General features: G+C 68.3%; 11 protein-coding genes and 2 tRNA genes. 5 read left to right on the forward strand and 8 right to left on the reverse strand.

Annotation, left to right across the window (positions count from 1 at the left end; all coding sequences use genetic code 11):
- Positions 1 to 53 precede the first annotated feature (53 nt).
- A complete protein-coding gene (locus LQ938_RS08080; protein ID WP_223721128.1) occupies positions 54 to 302 on the forward strand; it encodes an acyl carrier protein in 249 nt (82 codons plus the stop codon).
- Between the two features lie 49 nt (positions 303 to 351).
- Positions 352 to 1590 (forward strand): beta-ketoacyl-[acyl-carrier-protein] synthase family protein, encoded by a 1239-nt coding sequence (locus LQ938_RS08085; RefSeq protein WP_223721127.1) that lies wholly within the window; start codon positions 352 to 354, stop codon positions 1588 to 1590.
- Positions 1591 to 1741: 151 nt separating this feature from the next.
- Here LQ938_RS08085 and LQ938_RS08090 read toward each other — a convergent pair whose 3' ends face one another.
- On the reverse strand, positions 1742 to 2245 hold the full coding sequence (locus LQ938_RS08090; RefSeq protein WP_223721126.1) for a DUF3145 domain-containing protein: 504 nt from the start codon (positions 2243 to 2245) through the stop codon (positions 1742 to 1744).
- Positions 2246 to 2374: 129 nt separating this feature from the next.
- Here LQ938_RS08090 and LQ938_RS08095 point away from each other — a divergent pair, with 129 nt between their 5' ends.
- Complete coding sequence (locus tag LQ938_RS08095; protein ID WP_223721125.1) at positions 2375 to 3766, forward strand: CoA transferase; 1392 nt, start codon at positions 2375 to 2377, stop codon at positions 3764 to 3766.
- Positions 3767 to 3806: 40 nt separating this feature from the next.
- Here LQ938_RS08095 and LQ938_RS08100 read toward each other — a convergent pair.
- Positions 3807 to 3880 (reverse strand) — tRNA-Ile (locus LQ938_RS08100).
- 32 nt (positions 3881 to 3912) lie between these two features.
- Positions 3913 to 4899: a DMT family transporter gene (locus tag LQ938_RS08105; RefSeq protein ID WP_223721124.1), complete on the reverse strand. Its 987-nt coding sequence runs from the start codon at positions 4897 to 4899 to the stop codon at positions 3913 to 3915.
- 42 nt (positions 4900 to 4941) lie between these two features.
- On the opposite strand from LQ938_RS08105, the gene def reads away from it, so the two are divergent.
- Complete coding sequence (gene def / locus LQ938_RS08110; protein ID WP_223721123.1) at positions 4942 to 5508, forward strand: peptide deformylase; 567 nt, start codon at positions 4942 to 4944, stop codon at positions 5506 to 5508.
- Between the two features lie 71 nt (positions 5509 to 5579).
- On the opposite strand, the gene LQ938_RS08115 is transcribed toward def, so the two are convergent.
- The 4 genes from LQ938_RS08115 to LQ938_RS08130 form a co-directional block, all read right to left on the reverse strand.
- Positions 5580 to 7010 carry an SPFH domain-containing protein gene (locus LQ938_RS08115; RefSeq protein ID WP_223721122.1) on the reverse strand — a complete coding sequence of 477 codons (1431 nt, stop codon included), beginning with the start codon at positions 7008 to 7010 and terminating at the stop codon, positions 5580 to 5582.
- Between the two features lie 443 nt (positions 7011 to 7453).
- On the reverse strand, positions 7454 to 8542 hold the full coding sequence (locus LQ938_RS08120; protein ID WP_223721121.1) for a WxL protein peptidoglycan domain-containing protein: 1089 nt from the start codon (positions 8540 to 8542) through the stop codon (positions 7454 to 7456).
- 86 nt (positions 8543 to 8628) lie between these two features.
- The gene (locus LQ938_RS08125) at positions 8629 to 10599 is read right to left on the reverse strand and encodes a purple acid phosphatase family protein (protein WP_223721120.1); all 1971 of its coding nucleotides are present in this window, start codon (positions 10597 to 10599) and stop codon (positions 8629 to 8631) included.
- A gap of 143 nt (positions 10600 to 10742) precedes the next feature.
- Positions 10743 to 11927 (reverse strand): HupE/UreJ family protein, encoded by a 1185-nt coding sequence (locus LQ938_RS08130; protein ID WP_223721119.1) that lies wholly within the window; start codon positions 11925 to 11927, stop codon positions 10743 to 10745.
- Between the two features lie 228 nt (positions 11928 to 12155).
- Here LQ938_RS08130 and LQ938_RS08135 point away from each other — a divergent pair, with 228 nt between their 5' ends.
- Positions 12156 to 12818 carry a hypothetical protein gene (locus tag LQ938_RS08135; RefSeq protein ID WP_223721118.1) on the forward strand — a complete coding sequence of 221 codons (663 nt, stop codon included), beginning with the start codon at positions 12156 to 12158 and terminating at the stop codon, positions 12816 to 12818.
- Positions 12819 to 12892: 74 nt separating this feature from the next.
- Here the strand turns inward: LQ938_RS08135 and LQ938_RS08140 are convergent.
- A tRNA-Asn gene (locus LQ938_RS08140) sits at positions 12893 to 12965 on the reverse strand.
- Between the last annotated feature and the right edge of the window lie 25 nt (positions 12966 to 12990).

The raw sequence follows: 12990 nt of genomic DNA on the forward strand, positions 1-12990 counted from the left end.
TCTAGACTGATTCGCGGTCACCGACCCCCTAAGCCTCAACATAAGGAGACACCATGGCTTTCACCACTGACGAAGTTCTCGCGGGCCTCGCCGAGCTGATCACCGATGAGACCGGCATTTCGGCCGACGAGGTCGCCCTCGAGAAGTCGTTCACCGATGACCTCGACATCGACTCCATCTCGATGATGACCATCGTCGTGAACGCCGAGGAGAAGTTCTCCGTGACCATCCCCGACGACGAGGTCAAGAACCTCAAGACCGTCGGCGACGCGGTCACGTTCATCACCAGCAACCAGGCGTGAGCCGACGCGGTGGGGACCTCGTCCCCACCGCACCGACCAGAGAGAGAACATGAGCCCGTCTCGCATCGTCGTCACCGGAATCGGTGCGTCCACGCCCATCGGCGGCACCGCACCGGAGAGCTGGACCGCCTTGCTCGGCGGCGCCTCCGGTTCTCGCACCCTCGAGCACGAATGGGTGGAGAAGTACGGACTGCCCGTGACCTTCGCTGCGGAGGCGATCGTTCGCCCGGAAGAGGTGCTTGCGCGTCCCGTGGCAAAGCGGCTCGACCCCGCCTCGCAGTTCGCGCTGATCGCCGCGATGGAAGCGTGGGCGGATGCCGGTGCCCCGGAGGTCGATCCCGTCCGTCTGGGCGTCGACTTCGCGACCGGTATCGGCGGCGTATGGACCCTGCTCGACGCGTGGGACACCCTGCGTGAGAAAGGTCCGCGGCGCGTCATGCCGATGACGGTGCCGATGCTCATGCCGAATGCGGCGGCCGGAAATCTCTCTCTGCACTTCGGTGCCCGAGCCTTCGCACGGACGGTCGCCAGCGCGTGCGCGTCGAGCATCGAGTCGATTGTGAACGCTGTCGAGCATCTGCGTGCGGGTCTCGCCGACGTGGTAATCGCCGGCGGCACCGAGTCCGCCATCCACCCGATCACAATGGCGTCCTTTGCCTCGATGCAGGCGCTTTCCAAGCGTAACGACGACCCGGCCACGGCATCCCGTCCCACCAGCATCGATCGTGACGGTTTCGTCATGGGCGAGGGCGCTGCGGCGCTCATCCTCGAGACCGAGGAGCACGCAAAAGCGCGCGGTGCGAAGATCTACGCGGCGGTCGTGGGCGGTGGCGTGACCGCCGATTCGTACCACATCACGGCGAACGACCCCGAGGGGCACGGCGCAGCGCGCGCGGTCACGCTCGCGCTGGAGATGGCGGGCGCATCTCCTGACGACGTCACCCACATCAATGCGCACGCGACGTCGACGCCGGTCGGCGATCCGAACGAATATCAGGCGCTGCGCCAGGTCTTCGGAGCGCGGATCGACGAGATCCCGGTGTCGGCGACCAAGGCTTCCACCGGGCACCTGCTCGGCGGGACCGGTGCGCTGGAGGCGATCTTCACCATTCTCGCCATCCGCGACCGTCAGGCGCCCCCGACGATCAACTTGACCACTCAGGATCCGGCCGTACCGTTCCGCGTGTCGGGTGAGGTGCAGAGCCTCGGCTCCGGCGATCAGCTCGCCATCAGCAACTCGTTCGGTTTCGGCGGGCACAACGCCGTCGCCGCGTTCGCGTCGGTCTGAGCCGTCCCGAGACGATCACCGCAGAGAGATGCCCCCGGAGTACGCTCCGGGGGCATCTCTCGTTTCTGTCGGGCGGCGGTGCGCCTTCCCGGTGCCGGGACGTATCACCGACCTCCGGTAGCAGCACTCCCGCCGCCCGAAGCGTGGGGGCTCAGCCGACCTTGTGCAGCCAGACGATCGGAACTTCATCACCGGCGTGCCGGAACGCCTCGAGTTCTTCATCCCATGCCGCGCCCAGCGCGACCGACAGCTCGCGCTGGAGTTCGATCGGGTCACCGGCGGCGATCTCCATGGCGTACCGGATGCGGTCCTCACCGACGACGATGTTGCCCGCCGTGTCGGTCTGGGCGAAATGGATGCCGAGGTCGGGCGTGTGCAACCACCGACCGCCGTCGCTGCGCGGAGTGGGGTCCTCCGAGACCTCGAAGCGCAGGTGCTCCCACCCGTGCATCGCACTGGCGAGCGCCGCGCCGGTGCCGCCCGGGGCTTCCCAGTAGAACTCGGCACGCCGACTGCCCGGCAGTACCGGCTGATCGATCCAGTCGAAGTTGACTGCGCGCCCGAGGGCACGACCGACAGCCCACTCCAGGTGGGGGCACAACGCGCGTGGCGCCGAGTGGATGAGCACCACTCCGCGCGCCATGTGAGCAGCCATCTTTTCTCCGATCCTCAGGTACGTCTTCCCCTACGACCTGCGCCTCGGAGTGAGGCTGGTTATGCAATTGTTACACGGCTATTATCTCCGGCGCGCCCGGGAATCACAAGTCTGTGATTCGGTGGTGCCGTGAACCTGGGATCGGTGGGCATCGACGTGGCCGAAGCGCTGGGTATGGAGCACGCGCTCGGGCAGATTGCGGAGGCACGCGGATCTCTGCCGTGGTCATCACCGCTCGCCGTCGGAACGCTCGCATGCGACAGCGTCGCTCTTGCTTCGCTGGCTCTCGGCCTCGCGCGGAACGCCCGCACCCCGGCCCCCACCTCACCCGTCCGCGTCGACCGAGCGCGGGTCGCCACCTCCTTCACGAGTGAGCGGATCTTGCAGATCGACGGCCAGCATCCGGCCGTATGGGCACCGCTCTCGGGCTTCCGGACCGCGCGTGACGGTTTCGTTCGCACCCACGCGAACTATCCCCACCACGAGAACGCGCTGCGCCGGGTGCTCGGCCTTGGCGACGGGGCCGACGCGGCCAGCGTAAGCGCCGCGATCGCCGAGCGAGATTCGGTCGAGCTGGAGACCGCCGCAGCACAGGCAGGAGCGGTGGTCGGCGCCGTGCGGACGAGCGAGCAGTGGCGAGAGCATCCGCAGGCGCGCTCGATCGCCGCCGCGCCGATCGTCGAGGTGACCCGCACCGGTGCCGGCCGGCCGCGCGCCTGGACCACGGATGCCGCGCCCCTCGCCGGCATCCGCGTTCTCGATCTCACCCGGGTCCTCGCCGGTCCGATCGCCGCACGTGATCTGGCGCTGGCGGGCGCCGAGGTGCTGCGCGTCGACGCGCCGTTCCTGCCGGAGACAGGGTGGATCCATCTCGACACCGGCCAGGGAAAGCGCTCGACGCTGCTGGATCTCTGCGATCGAACTGACGGCGCGCGGTTCGAATCGCTGCTGAAGCGCGCGGATGTCGTGCTCACCGGGTACCGACCGGGCGCCCTCACGCGGTTCGGTCTCGACCCGGAGGATCTCGCGCAGCGGCATCCCGGTCTTGTCACCGGCTCGGTCTCGGCGTGGGGAACGCAGGGCCCCTGGGCGGGCAGACGTGGCTTCGACAGCATCGTGCAGGCGGTCACCGGGATCGCGGTCGCGGTGACCGCCGATGGCGAAACCCCGGGCACGCTGCCGGCGCAGGCACTCGATCATTCGACAGGGCACTTCTTGGCCGCCGCGCTGACGATGGCCCTCGTCGGGCAGCGCACGGTCGGCGGCTCCGTCGACGTGCGGATGTCGCTCGCCCGGGTCGCCCACGCTCTTCTCGACTCCACCGACGGCGCGACCGTCCCGCCCGATGCGGGCGCACCGGCTGCACCGTGCCGAACGCGTGCACCGAGCGAGAGCCGGCCCTTCTCGCTCACGTACGCGCCGCCCGTCCTCGCCTTCGACGGCGCGCCGGACGACTATGCCGACGTGGGTGGTCCGTGGGGCATCGACGCGCCCGATTGGGCCCGTTCGAACGCGTCGTAGGCATCGGACGGCGCCCGGGACACCCCGCAAGACAACGGAGTAGGGCGGGTGGGACTTGAACCCACGATCGTCGGGTTATGAGCCCGCTGCCTTGACCAGCTTGGCCACCGCCCCCTGTGAGGAAAAGCCTAGTGCCCGGCGCCGGGCTACTTCTCGTCGCCGAGTCGCCCGCGCAGAATCGGGAGTTCCTGGCTGTCGCTCACGATCTGCGGGTGATTCTTCGTCAGCGAGAACACGCCGTAGATCGCGATCACACCGGCCAACACGAAGCCGCCGATCGCCCACGGACCGGCGGTCGCCGCTTCCTGCAGGATGACGAGACCGATCAGCACCGCGACGATCGGGTCGATGACGGTGAGCCCGGCGATCACCAGATCGGGCGGGCCGACCGAGTACGCAGTCTGCACGAAGTACGCGCCGACCGACACGGCCAGCAGAAGTCCGACGATGCACAGCACACTCAGCCAGCCGAAGTCGCCCGACTGGATGTTCTTGATGACGACCTTGGCCAGGGTCGCGACGAAGGCGTACAGCACCCCGGCGGCGGCGATGTAGAACAGCGCCGCGCCGTGCGCACGCCGAAGCAGGAGCCACAGTGTCGTGAGCACCGCAAGAACGACGACCAACAGACCGAGGATCGTGAGCAGCTGACTGTCGGAGATCGGCATCTCGGTGGCGACGAACGCGGCGATCGTGACGAACACGAGAATGCCGCCGATGCAGAACGCGATCGATCGAATCGACGCGCCGGTCGGCTTGTGACCCGAGACCCGTGCATTCAGGAGCGTGGTGATGACCAGCGACACCGCCCCGAGCGGCTGCACCAGGATGAGCGGTGCGAACGCCAGGGCGGCGAGCTGACAGGCGATCGCGAGTCCGAGCATGACGGTACCGGCGACCCACGAAGGGCGGGTCAGAAGCTGCAGGAGCTGCCCGCCGCTCAGTCCGCTCGATCCCGACGAACCCGAGATGCGTTCGACCTTCATGACACCGCGGTGCTGGTACTGCGCGCCGAAAGACATGAACACCGCGCCGAGCAACGCCAGCGGAATGCCGATCAGGATGCCGGGATCCCGGAACACTCCGATGAGCCCATCGGCGACATCGTCCAGGATCACATCGGTCCAGATCACCCTTAGACACTAACGGCGAACCCGGCTCGATAGGCTCAAGGCGTGGCCGTACTCCCGATTCGCATCATGGGCGATCCCGTCCTGCACTCCCCCGCCTCACCCGTCGAAGAGGTGACGGACGAGATCCGCACCCTCGTCGCGGACATGTTCGAGACCATGGACCGCGCCCCCGGCGTCGGACTCGCCGCACCTCAGGTCGGCGTGCCGCTGCGCATCTACACCTACTCGTACCCCGACGATGACGGCACCGCGTGGCGGGGGGTCATCCTTAATCCGGAGCTCTGGATCACCCCGGCCGAGCCGGGCGATCCCGATCCCGACGAGGAGTCGGAGGGATGCCTGTCGTTCCCCGGCGAACGCTTTCCGCTTCGTCGTTCCGAGCGCGCCCGGGTGACCGGCACAGACCTCGACGGTGCCCCCGTGGTCATCGAGGTCGACGGATGGCGTGCACGCATCATGCAGCACGAGTTCGATCATCTCGACGGAATTCTCTACATCGACCGGCTCGGCGACGCCGATTGGAAGACGACTCAGAAGATCGCTCGCAAGCGCGGGTGGGGGCGGCCGGGCAGCGCATGGTTGCCGGGCGTCGACGATCTCGACGCCTGATCCGCCGCAGACGGCAACGACGAAGCCCGGATCGAGGCGGTCATCCCGCCATCGATCCGGGCTTTCGTGGATCAGAAGGCTTCCGCAGTCCCGGGGTCGGTCGTCGCCTTCGGCGCCTGTGCGGGGGTGCCCGCGCTGTGCGCCTGCTCGGGAACCGTTCCTCCCGCGCTTCCCTCGGCGATCGCGTGCCCGATCGCCCGTCCCTGGATGATCTCGGCGAGATCGATTCCCGTCGCGGCGCGGACTGCGTCGAACGTCGCCCGGAGACCGCCTGCGGACTCGTTCGCCAGATGGCTGCTGGCGCCCTCGCCTCCGAGCACGGTGATGGACCCGACCTTGTCGTAGCCCTTCGCGAACTCGGTCATCATGGGCACGAGCGCCTCGAGCGCCCGCTGCGCGAGAAGCGCCTGCTGGTTCTTGCTGAGAGCATCGGCCTCGGCGGAGATCGCCGAAGCGCGTGCCTCACCGGCCAAGCGCACGGCATCCGCATCCGCCTCCGCGCGCAAACGCGTCGCGGCAGCCTCCTGCGTCGCGATCTCTGCCTGCGCCTGCGCGGCACGGATCTTGGCGTACGCATCCGCGTCCGCGTTCCGCTCGCGCTGGTACAGGTTCGCGTCGGCGACCTTCTTGACCTCGGAATCGAGCCGGGCCTGAGTGTTCTCCGCTTCCTGCAGCAGCACCGCCTGCTGGCGTTCGGCGCGCTCCAGCGTTTCGGCCTGCTCCGCTTCGGCGTTGGCACGACCGACCTGCGCCTTCGCGGCCGCGGAGTTCTTGTCGAGGGCGGTCTGCTCGATGAGGTTCGCCTCGTCGGTCGCGATCTGCCGCGCCCGGATCTCGCGGTGGGCGTTGATGTTCGCCACCTCCGCGTCGCGCTTGACGCGCTCGACCTCGGTCGCGCCGAGCGCCGCGATGTAGCCGTTCAGGTCGGTGATGCCCTGGATCTGGAACGAGTCGAGGATCAGACCCTGCGACGACAGATCCGCCTTGATGCCTTCGGCGATCTGATCGGACAGCCGCTGCCGGTCGCGCATGAGCTCTTCGACCGTCAGCGTGGCGACGACCCCGCGAAGCGCACCCTCGAGCTGCTCGGTGGTGAACTGCTCGATGGCCTTGTCCTGCGACGCGAAGCGCTCGGCTGCACGGCGCACGGATTCCGGATCGGATCCGATCTTGACGAGGGCGACACCGCTCACGTTCACCGTGACACCGTTGGACGACTGCGCGGTCGGCTCCATCTTGATCTGTCGCGCGCGCAGCGAGATCATCTCGGCGCGCTGCGTCAGTGGGTTGACGATCGCCCCACCACCGGTGATGACGGTGATGCGCGACGTCTCACCGTCGCTGCGCTTCTGGCGCTTACCGACGATGACGAGCGCTTCGTCGGCCTTCGCCACGCGGTACCAGGCGCGGATGAGAACCGCGACGATCACGAGCACGACGATGAGAATGACGACGCCGATGAGGGCGAACAGTCCGATCGCTCCGAGGGCAGCGAACTCCATTGGTCCTCCTGTGGGGTCGTTCGGCACCGACATTCGGATGCCGCCTTCTCTCCAGCCTATCCGGAGCGGCCCGAGCGACAGAGGGTTTTGGACAGTCCGTCCAAACCGGCGCTCCACCCACGCGCCAGGTTCCTGCTCCCGCGCCTCAGATCGGTAGCGCGGATGCAGGAAAGTGACGCGCGGGGCTGAAGGCTCGCTGCGCGGGGTGTTCTGGGCGGGGCAGCCCCCCGCCGGCCATCGGCCGGCTCCCGCCAATCCCGATGCCAGCCCCGCCCAGAACACCCCGCTCCGCTGTGCGTCCGCGTCCGGTCGTTCCGCCTCGGACGCTCCACCCACGCGCCAGTTTCCTGCTCCCGCGCCTCAGATCTGTAGCGCGGATGCAGGAAAGTGGCGCGCGGGGGCTGAAGGCTCGCGAGGGTGTGGGTGAGTGACGGCGCTCGGGGTCAGTCGCCCGTCGTGGCGCTGGCCTTCGCGCGCTCCTGCGCGAGGGCCTCGGCAACGGCGCGCTCGACCCGTTCGGCCTCCCCCGCATCCCGCGCGCGCTTCCGGCCGCGACGACCGCGGAAGAACAGGACCGCCGCGACCGCCAGCAGCAGAACCAGGATCAGAAGCGTCCACGGCACGGCCCATCCGGTCGCCGACGCCGTGACCGCGTCGAGCGGAGCGGTCGATCCCGCCGCATCCGTCACGAGCGGCGTGAGCGTCGCCGTCGCCGTCAGCAAGACGACGGCCGGCACATCGCGAACCGTGACGGTCTGGGTCCATTCCTCGCCGGGGAGAAGAGTCGGCGTCGGGTCCACCGCATCCGCGTCTGTCGGGAACATCCCGAACAGGCCGCTCACCTGAGCGGTTTGCGCAGCGGATGCGGAGACGTTGCCGGTGTTGTGCAGCGTGTACGTGAGCGTCGCGTCACCTCCGACGAACGGGTTCCATCCGCCGTTCCACGCGACATGCACGTCATCGACGCTCAGCGAAGGCGCGAGTTCCCCACCGACCCGCAGATCGAGGCGCACGGCGAGGCGGCGGTCGACGTTGACCCCGGCGGCCTGATCGGGCACGGTCAGGGAGGTCACGACCCCGCCCGCATAGTCGCCCGGAGTCGCGTTCTGCGGGACCGAAACGGTGAACGGCACGGTCGCGACCTGTCCCGGACCCACGGTGATGTGGTCGTTGTCGGGCGTGACCCACGCTCCGACGCCGTGGGATTCCTCGCCCGCCACGAGCAACGCGAGCTGGCCGTCGTCCGAGGTGTAGCCGTCGATCGCATAGAGATCGAGTTCGACGGCCTGGGCGCCGCGGTTCGTGATCACGATGCCGTCCGACACGCTCGAACCCGGCTCCACGGTGTAGCCGAAGCTCGTTCTGCTGTCCCCTCGCTCGTTCGACGCGGTGCGAACGGTCCACGTCACCTCATCGGCCGTATCGGCGAAGGCGGCGGGAACGGTGAGGAGCGAGGCTGCCGCCGCGATCGTCGCCGCACCGATCAGGATGGCACGGCGGACGCGGCGTGAATACGAGGACGAAGTGTGCACGACGGGGGCTTTCTGTGTGTGGAGATGAACAGGGTCTGCGGGAGGAGGACCCTGGGTCCCCCTCCCGCAGACGACGGGAAACGCGCTCAGCCGGCCAGCGCGGTGACCGTCAGCGTGGCGCGGTAGGTGCCCTTGTCGGTCGCATCCGGGATCTTCAGATCCAGGTCGGCGCCGAGCACCGCAGAACCACGGTCGTGTCCTTGGGCTGCGGAACCGAGCACGCGCGAGATCGCGAGCCCCTTGCCGCCGTCCCACCCGGAGCCGACGGCGGCACCGGCGGTCGCACCCGCACCCGCCGTGACCACGCGCGGCGTCCAGCCGAGATTGTCACCCGGGAAGGTCTTCGACCCGTCCTGGAACTCACCGACGACCGCCGAGAGCGACCAGGGCGACTGCGCAGCCCGCGTGTCCGACACCGCGATCGGGTTGATCGCGCCGGTCGCCTCGAAGTAGCCGTCCTTCTCGACGGCCGTGCCGAGGTCGACGAGGCCGTTCTGACCGTCGATCGTCCAGCCGAACTCGCCCGGGGCCGCCGCAGGCACGTCGACCTGGATCTCCTGCCCGTCACCGTGATCGGGGTGGATGGTCACCTGGTCGATGATCGAGCCGATCGGCTTGGCCGCGGCCGTGCCGTTGTTCGGGCCGCACCAGAGAACCTTGCCGAGCTCGACCGCCGCGTTCGGCGCATCGCACGTGCCGCTGCGGATCCCCTCGACGACCAGAGCGTCCTTCTTCACCTGCACCTTGACGTAGCTGCGCACGTGCTCCTGGTTCTCAACCGAGCCGTACCAGTAGTTGCCCGGGTTCAGCGGGTCGGCGCCGTTGCCCGCGCCGGAAGTTCCGCTCGCGTCGGGTGCGGTGATGTCGTAGTACTTCGAACCGGATGCGGAGTTCGCGGTCACGTACACGACCCCACCCGGCCCTTCGAAGACCTCATCCTGCCCGGGCTGCTCGTCGGGGTTCGCCTTGGCGCCGTTCTTGATCTCGTAGGTGCGGGCGTAGCTGTGGTCGTGACCCTGGAGCACCAGGTCGACGCCGAGGTTCGAGAACGTCGTCGGGAAGTCGACGCGACGCACCTTGTTGTCGGAGTCCTTCGCGTGGTCGGCCGGCGAGTAGATCGAGTGGTGGAACACCAGCACCGTGTACTTCGCTTCGCCGCCGTGCTTGTTCACGACGTCCGTCACGTACGAGACGTGCGCCGCATCGCCGCCACCGGTGGCGTTGTCGTAGCTGTTGCTGTTCAGGTCGATGAACAGCACGTCCTTGTAGATGTACCAGTAATCACCGCCCGACTCCGTGGCCGTGTTGCCCTTGCGGTAGTAGGCCGAGGAGTAGTCCGTGTTCGGCGTGTAGAAGTGCTGCTCGTACGCCTTGCCGCCGACGTCGTGGTTTCCGATCGTCGCCGCCCACGGGTACTGGCGAAGCTGGTCGGGTGCGAGGAACGCGTCCCACTGGGTCTCGGTGTTCGCGGTCTCCACCTGGTCGCCGCCCGACACGAGAAGCTCCGCGTTCGGGTTCGCGGAGGTCGCGACGGCGAGCGTGTCTGCCCAGCCGGCGCCATCCTTCGCCACGTTGCCGGACGAACCGATCTGCGGGTCGCCGAGGAACAGGAAGTCGTAGTCCCCCTCGAAGGACTGCGTCTTGAACGAGTAGGTCTGGGACCACGCGCCATCGGAGCCGACCCGGTACGAGTACTGCGTGTTCTCCTGCAGCCCCGAGAGCGCCGCGTGCCGGTTGTACCCGCCGCTCGAGGCGATGTTCGCTGTTCCCGTCGCCGTGAACGACGTGGCGCCGGTGGCCGGGAACACGCCGCCGACGACGGCCGTGGTCGGGACGAGCTGAACGATCTGCGCGGAGTCGTCGGAGCTGTACCAGGAGACGACGCGCTGCGTCTCATCGGCGCCGACACCGAGCACGATTCCCGTGTACGACGCGCCGGCTGCGTAAGCGGCCGCGGGCACGAGGGACGCACCGATCACGGCGGTCGCCGCGATCGCGGCCGCCGATAGCCACATCGCCGCCCGGCGACGAGGCTGGTGAGATTCGAGCAGGAGCATGGATTCTCTTCTTTCTCAGGTGGAGGGGGAAGTCGCTGCGAGGTCCCCGAATCTGAGAATCAACCCAGAAGCTTGCGAGCGTGTGAACGGACGACGACGCACGCACGCGACGCGCACGAACGGTCGTCATGCACCGGGTGACGTCACTGGCCGAGCAGGCGCTCGACGAACCAGATGAGCCCGAAGACGGTCACCGTGACGGCCATCAGACCCGTCGCCCACGTGCCGATCCGGGGCGAACGGCGACGCAGAAGCACGAGGAGCGGGAAGACGATCACGATGATGCCGAGTTGCACGGTCTCGATGCCGACGTTGAACACGAGAAGAATCCACAGCAGTGTCCACGACCAGGGTTCGTCGATGCCGAGCGCGGAGGCGAAGCCGAGTCCGTGCACCAGCCCGAACAGGAAGACGACCCCGATCCGCAGCCAGCCGGGGCCATCGATCCCGCCGTAACCGCTGCGTGCGGTGAGCTCGGTGGCCACGCGCCCCCGACGCGCGAGGTTCCACAGGTGCCAGGCACCCACGATCGCGATGGACAGCGCGATGATCGGCTCGATGATCGTCGCGGGCACGCCCAGCAGTCCGGTCGCCGCCAGGATGAACGTCACCGAGTGCGCCACCGTGAACGCGGTCGCCGCGAACACCAGCTCGCGAAGGCGCCGGGATCCGGCGATCAGAGCCAGCAGGAACAGGATGTGATCGATACCGCTGAGGAGATGCTCCGCCCCGAGCAGGAAGAACTCGCCGAAACGCTCCCCGATGCTCTGGGCCGTCGAGAACGACGGATGCTCCGCGTCGAGCGCGGCGCTCCCGGTGTGCACCCCGACCTCGTACGTGAGGATGGTTTTCGTCCCCGTGACGAAGCCTTCCGCATCCGGGAACAGATCCGACGCCACCGTGTACGCGGCGTCATCTCCCGCCGCCCCCGGCGGGCAGTCGTAGTCGATGATCACGGCCGCGTACGGGACTCCGTCGCGCTCCGTCATCTCCACCGATTCGCCCACGACCGGAGCGCACGCCGCGTCACCGGCCGCAACCGTGAACCGGTCGCTCACGTACGCCGAAACGCTGTCGCGGTGGCGCTCGAGAGCCGCCGCCTGCGCGTCCGCATCCCCGTCGTCGAACGCCGACGTGCCCTCCTGGAACAACGCATCGTCCGAGGCCGCATCGGCAGCGGAGACGACGAGCAGGTCGTACTCCAGCTGCAGGGTGACCGCCACCCGATCGTGCGTGCGCGTCACGTCGGCGTACACCACCGAGCTGAAGCCGTGCGCGGCGGCGGGCGCGGCAACAGCCACGACCAGCGCGATCGCGGTCAGGAGCAACCCAACCGCTCCTCCCCCCGCTCGAAAGCGCACTGCCGAGGCAGAGGAAGAATTGGACAGGGAGTGTGACGATGATTTCATAGCAGGACGACCGTGCACCCGCGTCGTGAACGGCGGACCGATGGCGGTGGAACGATCTGCAAACATCGGCGCCCCGAGCGCGGATGCTGCGGCCGTATCCCGCAGGGTGGAGACGTCTCCGTTCTCTCCCGTCGAGGTCTGTCTCCCGTGCCCAGTCGCGTACCACCTCTCGCCGCCCTCGCCGCGGCGCTTCTCGCGGTCGCCGTGCTCAGCGCGTGCGCGCCCGATCCCTGGCAACAGCCGCGCGTCGACGCCGGCGCCGTCGGCGCACCGGGCGAGGGCTTCCATCCGGATGACGCACCCGCCCCCGAGGCGACCGTCGATCCCGTGGCGGGATCATGGGAGGGCGTTCGTCCCGCGCCGGGGTACCGCGTCGTGCTGCTGACGGCCGGAGACGATGCGCCGACCGCCACCCTCACCGACGCCGTGGCGTCGTGGGCGGAGAAGGAGCAGGTCACGCTGCGCACCGTGCGCGCGGACGACGACGCCCTCGGCGGCATCGTGGAGGCGATGGAACTGCAGCCGAACCTCATCATCAGCGCCGGGGCGCCCCTGATCGACCCGCTGGCGCTCGTCTCCGCCAGTCACCTCGATGTGCCGTTCCTGGTGCTCGGCGCCGAACTCCCGGAGCCGACGAGCAACGTCACGGCCGTGGAGTGGAACGGTGCCGGCTACCGGGGCGAAGGGCTCGTCACCTCGACCGAGTACGACCCCGCCACCTTCACACCGGAGCGTTCCGCATCCGCCGTCCACGCCGGCGTGACCGCGGTGCTCACGGGGCTCACGGGCGTCGTCATCTGGATCGACTGACGGGCAAAAAAGTAAGGCCAGGGGTGGAAGCCCTGGCCTTGGTGAGAGCCACGTTAGATGACGCAGTACTCTCGCTCCCCGGCTTGGACTCGAACCAAGAACCTATCGGTTAACAGCCGATTGCTCTGCCAATTGAGCTACCGAGGAATATCGCCGTTCTCGCGAAGGCAAC

Source organism: Microbacterium sp. cx-55, assembly GCF_021117345.1.
GTDB lineage: Bacteria > Actinomycetota > Actinomycetes > Actinomycetales > Microbacteriaceae > Microbacterium.

What these genes read in the sequence shown, in the direction of transcription:
- LQ938_RS08080 (WP_223721128.1), top strand. Translation starts at nt 54, where the DNA reads ATGGCTTTCACCACTGACGAAGTTCTCGCGGGCCTCGCCGAGCTGATC.
- LQ938_RS08125 (WP_223721120.1), bottom strand. Translation starts at nt 10,599, where the DNA reads ATGCTCCTGCTCGAATCTCACCAGCCTCGTCGCCGGGCGGCGATGTGG.
- LQ938_RS08085 (WP_223721127.1), top strand. Translation starts at nt 352, where the DNA reads ATGAGCCCGTCTCGCATCGTCGTCACCGGAATCGGTGCGTCCACGCCC.
- LQ938_RS08115 (WP_223721122.1), bottom strand. Translation starts at nt 7,010, where the DNA reads ATGGAGTTCGCTGCCCTCGGAGCGATCGGACTGTTCGCCCTCATCGGC.
- LQ938_RS08090 (WP_223721126.1), bottom strand. Translation starts at nt 2,245, where the DNA reads ATGGCTGCTCACATGGCGCGCGGAGTGGTGCTCATCCACTCGGCGCCA.